The following is a 15,172-nucleotide window of genomic DNA, read 5'->3' on the forward strand; positions in this document are numbered from 1 at the left end:
GTCTGCTCAGGAGGCGCCTCGCACGAGCGCCCGCAGCTCGCGTGCGATGCGCGCGGCATCGGGCACCAGCGCCTCCGCCAGGACCGGCGCGGCCGGCATCCGCGTGTCGGGGGTGCCGACGCGGAGCGGCGGGGCCGACAGTGGCACTCCCGACTCCGTGACGCGCGCCACGACCTCGGCGCCGAACCCTCCGGTGACGTTGGCCTCGTGCACCACCGCGAGCCGGCCCGTGCGGGCGGCGCCGGCCGTGACCGCCTCGGTGTCGAACGGGTTGAGCCAGGGCGTCTCCAGCACCTCCACGTCGACGCCCTCACCGGCGAGGGACTCCGCGGCCTCGAGCACCCGGGCGGTGATCGCGCCCCACGTGACGACCGTGGCGTCGGTGCCGGAGCGGCGGACGCGCGCTCCGCCCATCGGTCCCGCCGCGCCGCCGACCCGTACCTCTTCCTTGGCCCCGAAGTAGAGCATCCGGTTCTCCACCACCAGCACCGGGTCGTCGCTGTGCACCGCCGTCACCAGCAGGTCGTAGGCGTCCTGCGGGGTGGACGGCATGCAGACCCGAAGGCCCGGGACGTGCAGGAAGAGCGCCTCGAGGCACTGGCTGTGCTGCGCGCACGCGCCCGGGGCGCCGCCCTGCTGGGTGCGGATCGTCAGCGGGGCGGCGAGCCTGCCGTTCGAGACGTACCGGACGTTCGCGGCCTGGTTCACGATCTGGTCGAGGGCCACGAGGGAGAAGTCCGCCCACATGATCTCGACGATCGGGCGCCGGCCCATCATCGCCGCCCCGACCGCGCTGCCCAGGATCGCCGACTCGCTGATCGGGGTGTCGAACGCGCGGTCGCCGTACTGCTTGCGCAAGCCGCGGGTGACGCCGAAGACGCCTCCGGGCTCGCCGACGTCCTCTCCGTAGACCAGGGTCTCGGGGAGTTCCTCCATCAGGCGGTGCAGGGCCGCGTTGACGGCCTCGCCGTAGGAGAGCTTGCGGACCTCACCGGTCCCGCTCATCTCAGGCATACAGGTGCTCCTTCACGGTCGCCGGGTCGGCGAGCGGCGCCGCCAGGGCGGTACGGGCGGCCGTGTCGATCTCGCCTCTGGCCCGCGTCTCGACCGCGTCGATCTCCGCGGCGGGGACGCCGTCGGCGAGCAGGCCCTCCCGCAGCCGGGTGATCGGCTCTCTCCGCCGGATCCGGTCCATCTCCCCCGGGCGCCGGTAGGTCTCGGCGTCGCCGATGTAGTGGCCCGCGATGCGCTCGGTCACGCATTCGAGCAGCGTCGGCCCGCCTCCCTCGCGCGCGACCTCGAGCGCGTCGCGCATGTGGAAGCGGACCGCCTCCGCGTCGTTGCCGTCGATCCGGTGACCGGGCATGCCGTAGGCCGCGGCCCGGCCCGCCAGACGGTCGCTGCGGACCATGTCGGCGATCGGCGTCAGCTCCGAGTAGCCGTTGTTCTCGCAGACGAAGACCACGGGCAGGTCGAAGGCCGCGGCGAAGTTCATCGCCTCGTGCACCGCGCCCTGGTTCATCGCGCCGTCGCCGAACACGGTCACCGCCGCGCGGCCGGAGCCGTCGAACCGGCCCGCGAGCGCGGCGCCGCACGCGATCGGCGCGCCGGCGCCGACGATGGAGTTCTCGCCGTGGAAGCCGTGGTCGGCCGCGGTGAAGTAGGCCGAGCCGCCCCGGCCGCCGTTCACGCCGGTGGCCCGGCCCATCAGCTCGGCGAACAGCGGCGTGACCGGCACGCCCCTGGCGATCGCCCAGCCGTGGCCGCGGTACGTCGCGAACAGCGCGTCCTCCGGTTCCAGGGCGTCGCAGGCGCCGACCGGGATGGCCTCCTGGCCGATGCACAGGTGCACGGAGCCGACGATCGACCCCTCGGCCCGCAGGTCGCGCACCTTTTCCTCGAAAGCGCGGATCCGCCACATGGCCAGCAGGTCCGCGAGCCGCCGCTCACTCATCGTCGGCACCCTCCGTTCGCCACGCCGCCAGCGCGGCCGTGCAGATCGCCTCGACGTCACCGAGATAGGAGTCGGGGGCGATCGGGATCTCTTCCAGGGCGGCCGAGTCGCCGGGCGTGGCCAGCTCCCGCAGGGTCTCCGCCAGCGGGCGGCGCTCGGCCCGTGCCCGGTGGGCCGCCTCGTACACCAGATCGTGGGCCCGCTCCCGGCCGAGGGCCGGAGCGAGCCGCATCATGTAGGCCTCGGCCATGATCAGTCCGCCCTCGGCGTCGAGGTTGTCCCTCATCGCCTGGGGGAAGACCCTTAGTCCCCCGGCGACCTGGGCGGCCGTGGCCAGCCCGCCGGCGCCGAGCTCCGCGAGCTGCGGCACGACGTACCACTCGACCTGCCACTCCCCCGCCGCCCGCTCATGGCCCGCCTCCATCGCGCGGAACAGGGCCGAGCTGAGCGCTCCGGCGGTGCCGGACATGCCGATGATCGCCTCGCAGCCGATCGGGTTGGCCTTCTGCGGCATGGTGGAGGAGGCGCCGCGGTGGTGACCGTCGGCCTCGCGGACCTCGGCGACCTCCGTCCTGGACAGGTCGACGACCTCACGTGCGAACCGCGCGGCCGTCGCGGTCACCCCCGCGCAGGCGACGCCGAACTCCACGACGCCGTCCCTGGCCACGTGCCAGGGCACGTCGGTGGTGCGCAGGCCGAGCCGGCGCGCCATCCCCTCCCGTACCGCGCCGGCCTTCTCGCCCAGCGCCGCCGAGGTCCCCCCGGCGCCGAAGAGCGAGACGATCCGTACCGTCCGCGCGGCGGCCCTGAGCCGTTCGCGCTGCCGGGTCACCTCCGCGAGCAGCACGGCGATCTTGGCCCCGAAGGTCGTGGGAACCGCCTGCTGGGCGTGGGTGCGCGCGGCGATGACGGTGCCCGCGTGTTCCTCCACCAGCCGGGCGAGCGCGTCGCCGAACTCCCCGACCAGCACGAGCAGGCGGTCCAGCGCCTCCCCCATCTGAAGAGACAGGCCGCTGTCCATGATGTCCTGCGTCGTGGCGCCGTAGTGGACCCGGCCGTTGGGGCCCTCCGGCAGCGCGGCCGCGATCATCCGGACCAGCGGCAGGATCGGATAGCCCACGTTGACCGCCTCACGCCAGAGACGGTCCAGGTCGATGTTGGTGAGCACGCACGCCCCGGCGATGGCCTCGGCCTCGCTCTCGGTGAGCACCCCGGAGTCGGCCTGCGCCCGTGCGAGCGCCGCCTCGACCCGGAGCCACGCCGACACCGTGCGCTCGGCGGAGAAGACATCCGCCATGCCGCCGTCGCCGAACAGCTCGGGCAGCAGCTTGAAGGTCTGCGTCATCCTCGGCGTCGCCATCCGTCAGTCCATCTCCAGTCCGCCATCGACGTTGAGCGCCTGGCCGGTCACGTACGACGCGAGGTCGCTGGCCAGGAAGAGCACCACGGACGCGAGTTCCTCCGCGCGGCCGGGACGGCGCAGCGGCGCCCGGTCGCCGACCTCTTTCAGATAGCCCTGTCCCGCACCGGCGCCGAACCTCCGGTCCCGGTCGGCGATGATCTCCTCCCACATGGGCGTGAGGAAGACGCCCGGGCAGACCGCGTTGACCCGTACCGGCGCGAACGCCTCGGCCGCCGACTTCGTCAGGGACAGCAGCGCGGTCTTGGTGGCCGAGTAGTGCGAGGCGTTCGGCCGGCCGGACCGCGCGGCGACGGAGGCGAGCGTCACGATCGATCCGCCGCCCCGCTCCACCATCCGGCGGCCGGCCGCCTGCGTGATCCAGAACGTCGCGTTGAGATTGACGTCGACGATCCGCCGCCACTCCTGCGGTGACACCTCCAGGAACGGCGTGGTCCGCATGATCCCGGCGCAGTTCACCAGGATGTCCAGCTCGCCGACCTCCTCGATCAGCGCGGTCGCCTGTTCCTGGTCGGTCAGGTCGGTGGCCCGCACGCGCGCCTCGAGCCCGGCCGCGCTTCCGGCGAGCCGCTCCTCATCGAGATCGGTGAGGACCAGCTCGGCTCCCGCCTCGGCCAGCGCCCTGGCGCACGCGGACCCGAGACCTCCCGCCGCACCGGTGACCAGCGCGGTACGCCCCGTCAGGTCGATCGCGACCCCCATCCGGGCGTCCTCCTTCGCTTCGTTCAAACGATTGACTGGAACGTAACAGCGGAAACACGGCGAAAACAAGGGGGCGTCTGTGACGTGTGCCCGTTTTCGTCTCGCTCCACGCCTCTGGACCGCCAGACCTTGACGGCTCGACGGCACCGGGGTCACAATCCGGAACGCTCGACCTCAGTCAATCGATTGACCTACGAGGTGCATGACGTCATGAGACGCGGCCGGTTGTCCATCCTCATCGCCTGCGCGGCGGTCACGGCGGCGATGGTGGCCCCCATCGCTCCCGCCGGCGCGGCACCACCACCCACGACGGCCTGGCGGCACGGCGCGTTGCAGACGGATCCGCGCGGGGTCGTGTCACGTTCGGACCTGGTCCTCCAGAGCCCGCCGTGGCAGAACCACCAGAGCATGCCGCTCGGCAACGGCCGGCTCGGCGCCGCGGTCTGGTCCGCGGACGGACTCACCGCGCAGCTCAACCGCAGCGACACGTTCCCCGACCTCAAGAGCGCGGGCCAGCTGGTCGTCCCCGGGCTGTTCCCGCTGATGAGCGCCGCCGACTACCGCGGCCGGCTCGGCCTGTACGACGCCGACCTGGAGCAGCGCGGCGGGGGCATGACGGCGAGTGCCCTCGTCCGCGCCGGCGCGGACCAGTTCGTGCTGGACGTCGCCGGCGCCGACCCGGACCGGACGCAGACCGCCGACCTGAAGCTGTGGCGGGGCCGCAGCCCCGTCACGTACGCGTCGGGCGGCGTGGCGGCACTGGCCGAGACGTTCCACGACGATCCCTCCGGCACCACGTCGGGGGCGATCACCGCGGTGACCGCGGACGGACGCCAGGTGCACGCCTCGGTGACCGGCGACCTGACCGTCCACCTCACCTTCAAGCCCCGCCAGGACGGCCGCTTCCGCATCGTGGTCGGCGTTCCGGCCTACAAGGGCGGCGACGTGGCGAGTGCGGCGCGGTCCGCGGTGCGCGGAGGTTTCGACGCCGGCGCCGACGCGAGCCACCTGCGCTGGTGGCATCGGTTCTGGAACGACGCGGCGCCGATGGAGATCAGCTCGCCGGACGGCACCGGCGAGTACCTGGAGAACCTGCGGGCGACGCAGCTGTACATGTCCGCGGCGTCGATGCGCTCATCGGTGCCGAGCAGCCACGGCGGCGTCACCAGCCTGTTCTCTCCGTGGCGCGACGACATCCATTGGTCGGCGGCCAACTGGTGGCATTTCAATCTGAGGCAGCCGGTGTACACCAACCTCGGGGCCGGCACCGCCGCGCTCAACACTCCCTACTTCCGGCTGTACCTGGACCGCCTCGCCAAGATGCGGAAGTGGACCGCCGAGCACTGGCCGGGCGCCGAGGGCGTATGCGTGCCGGAGTTCCTGCGCTTCGACGGCACCGCCGGATCGTGCGACAGCGGCATGGCCCCCGACTGGGTCAACCGCATCCTGTCGACCGGCCCGGAGGTCGTCGCCAACCTGTGGTCGCAGTACCGCTACACCGGTGACCGGGCGCTCCTCGACGCCGGGTATCCGCTGATGAGCGGGGTCGCCCGGTTCTACCTGTCCGTGCTGCGCCCCGGCGACGACGGGTACCTGCACCTGCAGCACGTCAACGCCCTCGAGGTGCAGTGGGACACCACCGACCCCACCCCCGACCTCGCCGCGATGCGGACGATCTTCCCGATCGTCGCCGGCCTGGCGGACCAGCACGGCGACCACGACCTCGCCAAGCGGCTCCGGCAGGCGGTCGCCAAGCTCCCGCCGTTCCGTACGACGACGCGGGGCGGCCAGCCGGTGCTCGCCTGGTCGGGCACGGACGAGGCGGCGCACAACACCCAGGACCCGGACCTGGAGGCGCTGTGGCCGTGGGGGCGGTACGGCGCGGACTCCTCGCTCATGCAGTCGACGTTCACCAACCGCGTGTACGTCCAGACGCGGGAATGGGCGTCGGACTCGGTATGGGCCGCCCGGCTAGGCCGGGCCGCCGACATGAAGAACCTGCTGGTCCAGGGCACGTCCGACTTCCAGATCTTCCCGAACGGCTTCGCCGCGCACAGCCGCAACTCCGATCCGGTGCGCGGCGGCGGGTACTACGACGGCTGGGGGGCCGTGGTGGCGTCCGCCTTGCAGGAGTCCCTCGTGCAGTCCTACGAGGGCACCGTCCGCGTCGCCCCGGCGTGGCCGGCGGACTGGAACACCACGGGCGCCGTGCAGATCCCCGGCGGCCACCGCGTCAGCGTGGAGACGCGCGGCGGCACACCGTCACTCGTCGGCATCCAGGCCGGCAGCACGGACACGCTGAAGATCCAGAATCCGTGGCCCGGCCGGCAGATCCAGGTCGTGGACGGCGACTGCGCCTGCGGCCGACCCGTCGTCGCGGCGACCACGGCGGCGCAGATCACGCTGCCGGTCAAGCGCGGCGCGAGCTACCTGCTGGAACGTACGGCACAGCCCTACTCGTCCTTCACGTTCGGCGAACTGGGCGGGCAGCCCGCGGACAAGGTGAAGACCCTCGGGCAGCGCACGCTCGGAGTCGCGCACAGCATCCCGCAGATCAACAGCGACCTGGTGACCGTCGAGCAGCCGGACAAGCTGCACGCCCTGGTCCGCGCGGCCGTCGGAGCCCCGGTCTACGTCGATCGCGGCTACACGGTCACGGATCTGCCGGGCGCCCTCGACGGCGCGGTCATGATCCGCGGCGCGAACGACGACTCCAAGCTGACCGAGCCCGCGGACTACCTGACGTTCGACCTGACGCGTCCGGCGACGGTGTACGTGGCCTTCGACACGCGCGGGGAGGGATCGTGGTGGCCGGGCTGGCCGGCCGGCCAGGGCTTCACGCGCACCGACATGACGGTCCAGACGAGCGACCGGCCACTCGCGGTCTTCAAGAAGACCGCGCCGGCCGGTCAGGTACGCCTGGGACCGAACTCGGGCGTGAGCGGCCAGGGCGGCTCCAGCTACGTCACGTTCGTCACCGGCTGACTCCGGGAACCGGGCCCGCTCAGCGGCGCAGAGGGAGGACGTACAGGGAATAGCCGCGAACGGTGCCGGTGAGGGCGACGGCGTGACCGTCGCTGGTGACGCCGAGAGGTGCGGCCTTCCCGGTGACGGGAAACCTGTGGGGGACCCCGGTAGACGGAATCCACAGCGCCATCGGGTTGTCGTCCATCGGGTTCCCCGGACTCTGGAAGCCGTAGAGGTCGTCCTTCCAGATGGCGTAGTAGCCGGCGTTCCAGCCGCCGTGCACCCATCGATGGCGCGTGCTGCCGGCGACCTGCCAGGTCGTGATCAGATCGCCCTGTTGCCGGGTGCCGTCGGCGTCGGAGGGGGTGCCGCCACTCGACAGGGGGTCATTGCCACGGGCGATGACCTTGCCGGTGCGCAGCTCCGACAGCACCAGCCGGCGCGTGTATCCGGCGATGATGGCCTTGGTGGACACGGCGTAGACGGTTTGGCCGCGTCCGGACCACAGCACCCGGCCGGTACGGCGGTCGACCACCTCGAAACCCTGGTGCCGGCTGTCGTTGCCGCGGTGGGCGTCGACGACGACGTCGCCGGTGGCCGCGACCGGCAACCATCCCGGGCGATGCCACCGGCTCAGCGTGCCGTCGGCGTCCAGGATCGTGATCGGGCCGCCGTCATCGAGCAGCGCGCCCTGGAAGGCGGTGTCTCCAGCCCATTCCAGTTGCTCGTCGGTGGGGAACCGCACAGTGCGGGGACGCACGTGGCCCCGCGCGGACGGGTCATAGAAGTCGGCGTAGGAAAACCGTCCGCCGGGACCGGTCTTGTGGTATGCGAAGGCGACACGGAGTTCGGGACCGTCTCCGATCAGATGCAGTCTCGGTCCGTCCGACTGGCCGGACTCGGCCGCCATTGTCGGGCCGGTGAACAGGGTGTGTCCTGCCGGGTCCACACCACGCACCCGCACGCCGAGAGCGCCCGTCGAGCCGGCGGGCACGCTCTTGACCCGGTCCGCCACGACGATGACGTCGCCGACCACGACGGCGTTCATGAGTCCATCGGCTGCCGACACCTTGACCGCGGACGGGTCATCCGGTTCGACCCACGGGTAGGTGCCGGCGGGCGCCGTACGTTCGGGGAACTCCGGGTGGCGGAACGCGTCGTTCCATCCTCCCGGCGAAGCGGCACACGCCGCACCGGCGATGAGCGATAACGCCATGGCCGGTCGGGCGGCGTACCTCCACCAGCCGCCCTGCCGGACCGCACGCATGCTCGCATCGTCCCGTTTCACGAGGCATCGCCTCCAGCCGCCATGGTATTTCGCCCGGAGGCGATGACGATGCGCCCGGGTGTCGCGGCAAAGCCAGCGACCGGCCACTCGCGGTCTTCAAGAAGACCGTGCCGGCCGGTCAGGTACGCCTGGGACCGAACTCGGGCGTGAGCGGCCAGGGCGGCTCCAGCTACGTCACGTTCGTCACCGGCTGACCGGGCCCGGCGGCGAGGCTTGTTCGGCGCCGGAGCGCGCCCGGGATTCCCGGGCGTGCTCCGGCGCCTTTCACCCGGCGGTCTCGGCAGGGTCGTCCCGCCAGCCCCGGGTCATGATCACAGCGGTTTTCGTCCGCACGGCCTCATCCAGATCGATCCCCAGCACCCGCGCGGTCTCGGCCCCGAGGTCGACGACACCCGCGAGACGCGTCGCGAGCGGTGGCCCCTCCCCGTCCCCGCGGTCGAAGGCCGCGACCACCTCGGCCGCCGCGCAGAACAGGGCTCGAACCTGCCGCAACACGTCGTGGGCCGCCGGCTCGCCGGCGGGCCGACGGGCGGCCTCCATCCCGTCGGCGAGCCCGAGGACGTTCGCGGCCACGTAGGCGGTCACGACCACGTCCGCGAGCTCCGCCATCACGTCGTCCCACGAGCCGGTGCGGCGAGCCATGCCCGCCCAGCGGCGGTACGCGCCGGCGAACTCCCCCGCCTCCTCGGCGAGACACAGCACCTGCTGCTGGGCGAGATCCGTGTCCGGGAAATGCTCCCGCAGGCGTTCGGCGATCGCGGCGGCGAGCTCCTGAAGACCGGTCACTCCCGTCTCCTTCACGTTGAGGGGCGCCACGCCCCGCGATCGTCCGGGCAGTGTCGGTCAACGGAGCCTGCCGCCAGTGCGTCCTAGTCAATACCCCGCCGAATCGGCCAGCGGAGCGTGGCAATGGAGACCAGGGCAGCATGGGCGGCGACCGTCGCGGTGGTCGCGGTGACGGCGATGACGGGATGTCGCGGGGGTGAGACGAGCGCGGTGCCGGCCACGGCGTCGCCGCATGGTGAACAGAGCGGATCGGCATCCACGTCGCCGGGCCACACGGCGCGGCAGCTCGCCGGCGCGCTGATCGAACCACCTGCCGGAGCCGTCGCGGTCTCCCGAGGGAGCGGTCCGTTCGAGACGGTGACCAAGAAGCTCTCCGGGGGTGCGCCGCCGGTCACCGGCGACCTTTCGTGCGGCGGTCCCGGCCGTACCGGCATCAACGTCGCCGGCTCCGCGCCCAGCGCCTTCGTGAGTTTCGCGCAGGTGGGCCGGTCCCCTTCGGAACTGCTCGTCGCGGCCTCCGGCCCGGCGGCCGAGCAGGCGGTCGCCCAGCCGATCCCGCGGGCGTGCCGGACCGTCAAGGCGCGTGCGGGCGGTACGACCATCACGGCCAAGGTGATCTCCGATCAGCCCCTCGACATCGGAGACGGCGGGCGGATCGTCCAGACCGATGAGGTCACCGGCGGCACGCGGCTGCGCGCGTGGCAGGTCCTGTTCACCGGCTCCGGGTACCTGGGGACGACGGAGCTCGTCGGCACGAACGTCACCAGGGCGGATGCCGTACGCCTGGCTCGGCAGGCGTACCGGAAGGCGCACGCGGCCCTGGAGTAGACGGGGTCCGCCCGGCCGTCATCACGACGGTCCGGCGGTTTCGGCTGCGCCTCGCTTGGATCGGCCCTCCCCGACGATCACCGGCACCAGGAACCCGACGCCCACGACGATGAGCAACCCGCCGTACGGCAGGAAGCCGTCGAAGATCGAGGCCATGACGCCGAGCAGGACCTCCAGCACCGCCACGAGCAAGCCGCGGCCGAACGCGGTATGGAGTGGGGTCTCGGTCTCGTCCGCCTTCATTTCCCTCTCCAACCAGCGAACCGGCCGCCCACCGGCACGGTCACACGGCTACCATCCATTCGGGAAAACGTATCCCTGCCCCTTGGGAATGCAGGTGTTCACGTTCCCGTGGAATTCACGCTTGGCGCTGTCGCTGCGCGGTCTAATCTGCGCGTATCGCTTCTTGCCGGCAATGAAGGAGTTCAGGTCCGAAGTGTTCGCCGTTTTGATCAGCAGACCCGCATAGCAGTCGACCTGACCGTCCTTGTACAACCCCGGACCGACCGGGAAGAGCGAATTCTCGAGGCCGGCCTTGAGCTTCGCCCGGTCGACGTGGTCGCCGCCACAGGCGGCGGCGAAGGCAAGGATCAGGAGCACCAGGCCTGCGGTCAGCACCGCCCGCGCCGTCATCTCACGCCCCCTCTTTCACCGGACCGCCTCCGCGGGGCCTCGGTCACGGGGGACGGTAATGACCGGCCTCTGCTCCGGCTCGCCGTTTCGCGCACGCCTTGTCGCCATTTCACGCGCTGGAAGCCCGGCGCCACCGAGACCTTCTCGCCGACACCTACTTAGTGTAGGTTAATGGTCACATAAGGTGATCAGGAGGTCTCGATGAGTCATGGGTCCGCGCAGGACGGTTCCGGCGCCCGCGAGCGGGTGCTGCTACGGTTCCGCATCCTCGACGCCGACGGCAACGGCTACCTCGACGAGAGCGACTTCGACCGGCTCGCCGCCGAAGTGCTCAGCGCGATGGGCGAGCCGCGCGAGTCGGCCAAGGGCCAGGCGGTCCTCAACGGACATCGCCGCTTCTGGGCGGGCCTGCGCGCGACCCTCGACACCGACGCGGACGGCCGGATCAGCCGCGAGGAGTACCTCGCCAAGCTGGGCGACCCCGGCGACGCCGAACAGACCGTGACCGACTACGCGACCTCGGTCGCCGCGCTGGTCGACCGGGACGACGACGGATACGTCGAACGCGACGACTTTCTCACCTGCATGACCGCGAGCGGATTCCCGAGCGCCGCCAGCGCGACCGTGTTCGAGGAGCTGGACCCATCGGGCGAAGGCCGGATCGCGGTCGACCACTGGGCCGCCGCGATCGTGGACTGGTACCGCTCCGAGCGCACCGACATTCCCGGCCACGTCCTGGTGGCGCCCGACTCCTGATGCCCGCGCCGGCCGGATGGACATGGACACCCGCCGGCGCCGAGGGTCAGGGCGGCCGGCGCGCCATGTCCCGGATGAGCGACCTGCTCATGTGGGCCGCCCCGAACGCGGGACTCCGCGCACGGTATCCACCGCTTCACCCTCAGGCGGTCCCGTCCAGGCCGAAGAAGCGGTGGGCGTTGCCGCCGAGGATCGCATCGCGATCGTCCTCGGTCAGGGGCTCGCACGCGCGGACGGTCGAGCCGGGTTCCAGTTCGCCCAGCGGGAACGGGTAGTCGGTGCCGAGCATGACCCGCTCGGCGCCCATGACCTCGACCAGCAGGCGCAGGGCGCGCGGGTCGAACACGGCCGAGTCGACGAAGAACCGGTCGGTGTACGCGGACGGCGGCCGCGGCGAGTCCTCGCGGACGATGTCGCGGTTGTGCCAGGCGTTGTCGGCCCGTCCCAGCAGGTAGGCGAAGCTGCCCCCGCCGTGGCAGAAGCACATCCGCAGCGACTCGGGGATCCGCTCGAACGCGCCGGACAGGATGAGCGACAGGATCGACAGCTGGGTCTCGGCGGCCATGCCGACGAGCCAGGGCAGCATGTAGCGGCCCGCCATCCGATCGCCGCCGAGCATGTCCCACGGGTGCATGAGCACCGGCATGCCCTCCCGGGCGCAGTGCGCGAGGAACTCCACGATGTCCGCGTCATCGGGATAGCGAGGGCCGACGTGGTTGCCGATGTGCACGCCCCGGTGCCCCGTGGCGGCCGCCTTGGAGACGATCTCGCAGGCCGACTCGACGTCCTGCAGCGGCACCTGGCACAGCGGGAGCAGCCGGCCGGGCGCCTGCGCGCAGTGGTCGAGGATCCGCTGGTTGACCAGTTCGCACCACTCGGCCGCGCGGGCGGGCTCGGCCTCGTACCCGAACATCAGCGGGGTCGAGGAGACCGCCTGGACGTCCACGCCGGCGGCGTCCATGGCCGCGACCCGGATCTCCGGATCCCACAGCCCCGCGCCGACCGGCCGGTACTCGGCATCGCCGCTCATCATCATGCCGGTGCCGTCGCCGTTCTCGCGCAGCCACGGCTCTCCCGCGCCGGCCAGCACGCGCGCCTCCTCCCTGGAGACGCGCGGGAACACGTGCGCGTGTACGTCGATGACCGTCACGCACGGACCTCGGTCCTGGGACGGAGCTCCTCCGGCCACAGCTTGCCCGGATGGACCGCGCCGCAGTTGCCGCAGGTGCGGTCACCGTCGTAGAAGCTCTGGAACGCCGGTGGCAGGTCGTCGACGATCGAGCGCACCTGCAACTGGACGCGGCGCACCAGGTGGTGGCAGTTCGTGCAGTACCACTCGAACGCCTCCTGTGTGCCCTCGGGCCGGGCGGTTTCCACGACCAGGCCGATGCTGCCCTCCTCGGGCCGCTGCGGCGAGTGCCGGACGTGCGGCGGCAGCAGGAACACGTCGCCCTCGTTGATCTGCACGTCGACCGGCGGCTTGCCCTCCTCTTCCATGACGCGCAGCACCATGTTGCCCTTGAGCTGGTAGAAGTACTCCTCGGTCGGATCGTCGTGAAAGTCGGTGCGCTGGTTGGGGCCGCCGATCACCATGACGACCAGACCGGAGTCCTGCCAGACCTGGACGTTGCCGACCGGGGGCCGGAGCAGGTGGCGGTGCTCATCGATCCACCGCTCGAAGTTGAACGGCGCCCCGAAGGACAGTTGCGGCAGGAGGGTCATGGTGCGGGCTCCTTCACAGGGATGTACGCCGTGCAGGCGATCTCGATGAGCAGGTGCGGGTGTGGCAGCTGGTGGACGGCCACGGTGGTGCGGGCCGGTCCGGTCTCGTCGAAATACTCGGCGTAGATCTCGTTGTAGCCGCCGAAGTCGTTCATGTTGACCAGGTAGGTCGTGACGTTGACGAGGTCGGACAGGTCTCCCCCGGCCGCCCTCAGCAGATCACGGATGTTCTCGATGACCGCGCGAGTCTGCGCGCGGATGTCCAGGTCGGTGACGCCGAAGTCGTCGGCGCTCGCGCCCGCGAAGGTGCCGTCGGGGCGGCGCGAGCTCGTGCCGGACACGAACACCAGGTCGCCGGCCCGCTTCATGTGCGGGAATCGGCCCCGAGGCCTGGCCTTGCCCTCCACCACCAGCGCGTCGCCGCCGACTCGCTCGCTCCGCTCGCTCACGTCGTCACCTCGACCGAGCCGAGGCCCGACGCGGTCACCCGGACGTGTACGCCCTTGGGCAGCGGCACGGCCGCGGTCGCCGCGCCCGCGAGCACGACCTGGCCGGGCTCCAGCACGATGCCCGCCTGCTCGGAGAGCCGGGCGGCGGCGCGCAGCGAACGCATCGGGTCGCCCAGGATCGCGGCCGACGATCCGGTCTGGACGACCCGCCCGTCGATCTCCATCAGCATTCCGACGTTGGACACGTCGCGCGGCTCGTGCCAGGCGCCGACGCCGTACCCGGCGGCGGACGCGTTGTCGGCGATCACGTCCGGCAGCGTGAACGAGAAGTCCAGGTAGCGCGAGTCGAGCACCTCGAAGCCGACCGCGACCCCGGCGACGGCCGCGTCCACGTCGGCGGGCGAGCGCACCGGGCGGCCGATCAGGTAGGCGATCTCCGGCTCGATCCGGGGGTGGATCAACCGGTCCACCTCGACGTGCGACTCCACCAGCATCGCGTCGGTGAGCAGACCCCAGATGACGTCGTGCACGCCCATCTGGACCATCTTTGCCTTGCTGGTGAAGCCCATCTTCACCCCGGCGGGCCGCTCGTGCCGCGCCAGCCGCCGTTCGATCACCCGACGCTGTACCGCGTACGCGGTCGCCACGTCCAGCTCGGCGGTGTCGGTCAGCTTCGGGATGGCGCGGACGTCCCGTGCCGCCTCGTCCAACGTACAGGCCAGCGCCTCGACGTCACTCATGAATCCTCCTTCGTCGGAGGAGTGACCATGGACGCTGTGCCCCCGATTCGCTCGCTTCGTTCACTCATGAGTCCTCCTTCGTCGGAAGAGTGACCATGGACGCTGTGCCCCCGGATTCGCTCACTTCGTTCACTCATGAGTCCTCCTTGGCGAATGCAACCCGGACGTCGCCCAGTCCCTCGACGCGAGCCTCCAGCACGTCCCCGGGGAGGATCGGGACCATCGGGCCGAGCGCGCCGGTCAGCACCGTGTCGCCGGCCCGCAGCGGGTCGCCGGCCTGCGCGAGGGTGTCGGCCAGCCAGAGCGCCGCGTTCAGCGGATGGCCGAGGCAGGCGGCGCCGGCGCCGGTCGACAGCTGTTCGCCGCGGCGTTCGAGGACCATGCCGCACAGCCGCAGGTCCACCTGGGACAGCGGGACGGGCCGGTTGCCCAGCACGTACATGCCCGCCGAGGCGTTGTCGGCGACGGTGTCGGCGAGCGTGATGTCCCAGTCGCGGATGCGGCTGCCCGCGACCTCGATCGCGGGCAGCGCGAACGCGGTCGCCCGGAGAAGGTCGGCGGCGGTGTTGCGCTCGTGCGGCAGGTCGCGCTCCAGGACGAGCGCCACTTCGGCCTCCGCCCGCCCCTGGAGCACGGCCCCGGCGGGGATCTCGGCGCCGTCCGGCACGGCCATGTCGGCCCACAGCGTCCCGAAGTCGGGGCTGTCCACGCCGAGCTGCCGCTGAACGGCCGCCGAGGTCAGGCCGATCTTGCGGCCCACCGGTCGGCGGCCCTCGGCCAGCCAGTGGTCGGTGAGGCGCCGCTGCACGCGGTACGCGTCGTCCGTACCGATCAGGTCGCGGACGGGCGCGCAGGGGACGCCGGTCGCGTACGCCTCGAGGAGGCGGTCCGCCGCATCGGCGATGGATGTGTCTCTCACGGGCTCGC

At 71.6% G+C, this 15,172-nt stretch carries 16 protein-coding genes; 3 read left to right on the forward strand and 13 right to left on the reverse strand.

The features are described 5' to 3' along the window. Nucleotides 1-6 precede the first annotated feature (6 nt). The 4 genes from QSK37_RS10040 to QSK37_RS10055 are packed head-to-tail and all read right to left on the reverse strand — an operon-like array spanning nt 7 to nt 4,103. On the reverse strand, nt 7-1,014 hold the full coding sequence (locus QSK37_RS10040; protein ID WP_285619233.1) for an alpha-ketoacid dehydrogenase subunit beta: 1,008 nt from the start codon (nt 1,012-1,014) through the stop codon (nt 7-9). After that, nucleotides 1,007-1,954: a thiamine pyrophosphate-dependent dehydrogenase E1 component subunit alpha gene (locus QSK37_RS10045; protein ID WP_285619234.1), complete on the reverse strand. Its 948-nt coding sequence runs from the start codon at nt 1,952-1,954 to the stop codon at nt 1,007-1,009. The genes QSK37_RS10040 and QSK37_RS10045 overlap by 8 nt, the downstream gene beginning before the upstream one ends. Further along, nucleotides 1,947-3,314, reverse strand: a complete 1,368-nt coding sequence (locus QSK37_RS10050) for a class-II fumarase/aspartase family protein (protein ID WP_285619236.1) — start codon at nt 3,312-3,314, stop codon at nt 1,947-1,949. Before QSK37_RS10050 ends, QSK37_RS10045 begins: the two co-directional genes overlap by 8 nt. Nucleotides 3,315-3,317: 3 nt before the next feature. After that, nucleotides 3,318-4,103, reverse strand: a complete 786-nt coding sequence (locus QSK37_RS10055; RefSeq protein WP_285619239.1) for an SDR family NAD(P)-dependent oxidoreductase — start codon at nt 4,101-4,103, stop codon at nt 3,318-3,320. A gap of 183 nt (nt 4,104-4,286) precedes the next feature. Here QSK37_RS10055 and QSK37_RS10060 point away from each other — a divergent pair, with 183 nt between their 5' ends. After that, the gene (locus tag QSK37_RS10060) at nt 4,287-7,061 is read left to right on the forward strand and encodes a glycosyl hydrolase family 95 catalytic domain-containing protein (protein ID WP_285619241.1); all 2,775 of its coding nucleotides are present in this window, start codon (nt 4,287-4,289) and stop codon (nt 7,059-7,061) included. A 19-nt stretch (nt 7,062-7,080) separates the two neighbouring features. Here QSK37_RS10060 and QSK37_RS10065 read toward each other — a convergent pair whose 3' ends face one another. Together QSK37_RS10065 and QSK37_RS10070 are read right to left on the reverse strand one after the other, a co-directional pair. Continuing rightward, a complete protein-coding gene (locus tag QSK37_RS10065; RefSeq protein WP_285619242.1) occupies nt 7,081-8,310 on the reverse strand; it encodes a DUF4136 domain-containing protein in 1,230 nt (409 codons plus the stop codon). A 285-nt stretch (nt 8,311-8,595) separates the two neighbouring features. Beyond that, nucleotides 8,596-9,117, reverse strand: a complete 522-nt coding sequence (locus QSK37_RS10070; protein WP_285619243.1) for a MazG-like family protein — start codon at nt 9,115-9,117, stop codon at nt 8,596-8,598. A gap of 123 nt (nt 9,118-9,240) precedes the next feature. On the opposite strand from QSK37_RS10070, the gene QSK37_RS10075 reads away from it, so the two are divergent. After that, nucleotides 9,241-9,945: a hypothetical protein gene (locus tag QSK37_RS10075; protein WP_285619246.1), complete on the forward strand. Its 705-nt coding sequence runs from the start codon at nt 9,241-9,243 to the stop codon at nt 9,943-9,945. Between the two features lie 21 nt (nt 9,946-9,966). On the opposite strand, the gene QSK37_RS10080 is transcribed toward QSK37_RS10075, so the two are convergent. Continuing rightward, nucleotides 9,967-10,188 (reverse strand): hypothetical protein, encoded by a 222-nt coding sequence (locus tag QSK37_RS10080; protein WP_285619247.1) that lies wholly within the window; start codon nt 10,186-10,188, stop codon nt 9,967-9,969. 48 nt (nt 10,189-10,236) lie between these two features. After that, on the reverse strand, nt 10,237-10,578 hold the full coding sequence (locus QSK37_RS10085) for a hypothetical protein (protein ID WP_285619249.1): 342 nt from the start codon (nt 10,576-10,578) through the stop codon (nt 10,237-10,239). Between the two features lie 201 nt (nt 10,579-10,779). On the opposite strand from QSK37_RS10085, the gene QSK37_RS10090 reads away from it, so the two are divergent. Continuing rightward, entirely contained in the window at nt 10,780-11,334 is a 555-nt protein-coding gene (locus tag QSK37_RS10090) for an EF-hand domain-containing protein (RefSeq protein ID WP_285619251.1), read from the forward strand. 142 nt (nt 11,335-11,476) lie between these two features. On the opposite strand, the gene QSK37_RS10095 is transcribed toward QSK37_RS10090, so the two are convergent. The 5 genes from QSK37_RS10095 to QSK37_RS10115 form a co-directional block, all read right to left on the reverse strand. Then, nucleotides 11,477-12,484: an amidohydrolase family protein gene (locus QSK37_RS10095; RefSeq protein WP_285619253.1), complete on the reverse strand. Its 1,008-nt coding sequence runs from the start codon at nt 12,482-12,484 to the stop codon at nt 11,477-11,479. Continuing rightward, nucleotides 12,481-13,056 carry a 3-hydroxyanthranilate 3,4-dioxygenase gene (locus QSK37_RS10100; RefSeq protein ID WP_285619255.1) on the reverse strand — a complete coding sequence of 192 codons (576 nt, stop codon included), beginning with the start codon at nt 13,054-13,056 and terminating at the stop codon, nt 12,481-12,483. The genes QSK37_RS10095 and QSK37_RS10100 overlap by 4 nt, the downstream gene beginning before the upstream one ends. Then, the gene (locus tag QSK37_RS10105; protein WP_285619257.1) at nt 13,053-13,505 is read right to left on the reverse strand and encodes a RidA family protein; all 453 of its coding nucleotides are present in this window, start codon (nt 13,503-13,505) and stop codon (nt 13,053-13,055) included. Before QSK37_RS10105 ends, QSK37_RS10100 begins: the two co-directional genes overlap by 4 nt. Beyond that, nucleotides 13,502-14,245 (reverse strand): 2-keto-4-pentenoate hydratase, encoded by a 744-nt coding sequence (locus tag QSK37_RS10110; RefSeq protein WP_285619259.1) that lies wholly within the window; start codon nt 14,243-14,245, stop codon nt 13,502-13,504. Before QSK37_RS10110 ends, QSK37_RS10105 begins: the two co-directional genes overlap by 4 nt. Before the next feature lie 133 nt (nt 14,246-14,378). Further along, nucleotides 14,379-15,164 carry a 2-keto-4-pentenoate hydratase gene (locus QSK37_RS10115; protein ID WP_285619261.1) on the reverse strand — a complete coding sequence of 262 codons (786 nt, stop codon included), beginning with the start codon at nt 15,162-15,164 and terminating at the stop codon, nt 14,379-14,381. Nucleotides 15,165-15,172 lie beyond the last annotated feature (8 nt).

This window comes from Actinoallomurus iriomotensis, assembly GCF_030269445.1.
Lineage (GTDB): Bacteria > Actinomycetota > Actinomycetes > Streptosporangiales > Streptosporangiaceae > Actinoallomurus > Actinoallomurus iriomotensis.

Excerpts from the sequence above, each read along its gene's own strand:
- QSK37_RS10040 (WP_285619233.1), bottom strand. The coding sequence starts at position 1,014 with ATGCCTGAGATGAGCGGGACCGGTGAGGTCCGCAAGCTCTCCTACGGC.
- QSK37_RS10045 (WP_285619234.1), bottom strand. The coding sequence starts at position 1,954 with ATGAGTGAGCGGCGGCTCGCGGACCTGCTGGCCATGTGGCGGATCCGC.
- QSK37_RS10050 (WP_285619236.1), bottom strand. The coding sequence starts at position 3,314 with ATGGCGACGCCGAGGATGACGCAGACCTTCAAGCTGCTGCCCGAGCTG.
- QSK37_RS10060 (WP_285619241.1), top strand. The coding sequence starts at position 4,287 with ATGAGACGCGGCCGGTTGTCCATCCTCATCGCCTGCGCGGCGGTCACG.
- QSK37_RS10065 (WP_285619242.1), bottom strand. The coding sequence starts at position 8,310 with ATGCGTGCGGTCCGGCAGGGCGGCTGGTGGAGGTACGCCGCCCGACCG.
- QSK37_RS10075 (WP_285619246.1), top strand. The coding sequence starts at position 9,241 with ATGGAGACCAGGGCAGCATGGGCGGCGACCGTCGCGGTGGTCGCGGTG.
- QSK37_RS10080 (WP_285619247.1), bottom strand. The coding sequence starts at position 10,188 with ATGAAGGCGGACGAGACCGAGACCCCACTCCATACCGCGTTCGGCCGC.
- QSK37_RS10085 (WP_285619249.1), bottom strand. The coding sequence starts at position 10,578 with ATGACGGCGCGGGCGGTGCTGACCGCAGGCCTGGTGCTCCTGATCCTT.
- QSK37_RS10090 (WP_285619251.1), top strand. The coding sequence starts at position 10,780 with ATGAGTCATGGGTCCGCGCAGGACGGTTCCGGCGCCCGCGAGCGGGTG.
- QSK37_RS10100 (WP_285619255.1), bottom strand. The coding sequence starts at position 13,056 with ATGACCCTCCTGCCGCAACTGTCCTTCGGGGCGCCGTTCAACTTCGAG.
- QSK37_RS10110 (WP_285619259.1), bottom strand. The coding sequence starts at position 14,245 with ATGAGTGACGTCGAGGCGCTGGCCTGTACGTTGGACGAGGCGGCACGG.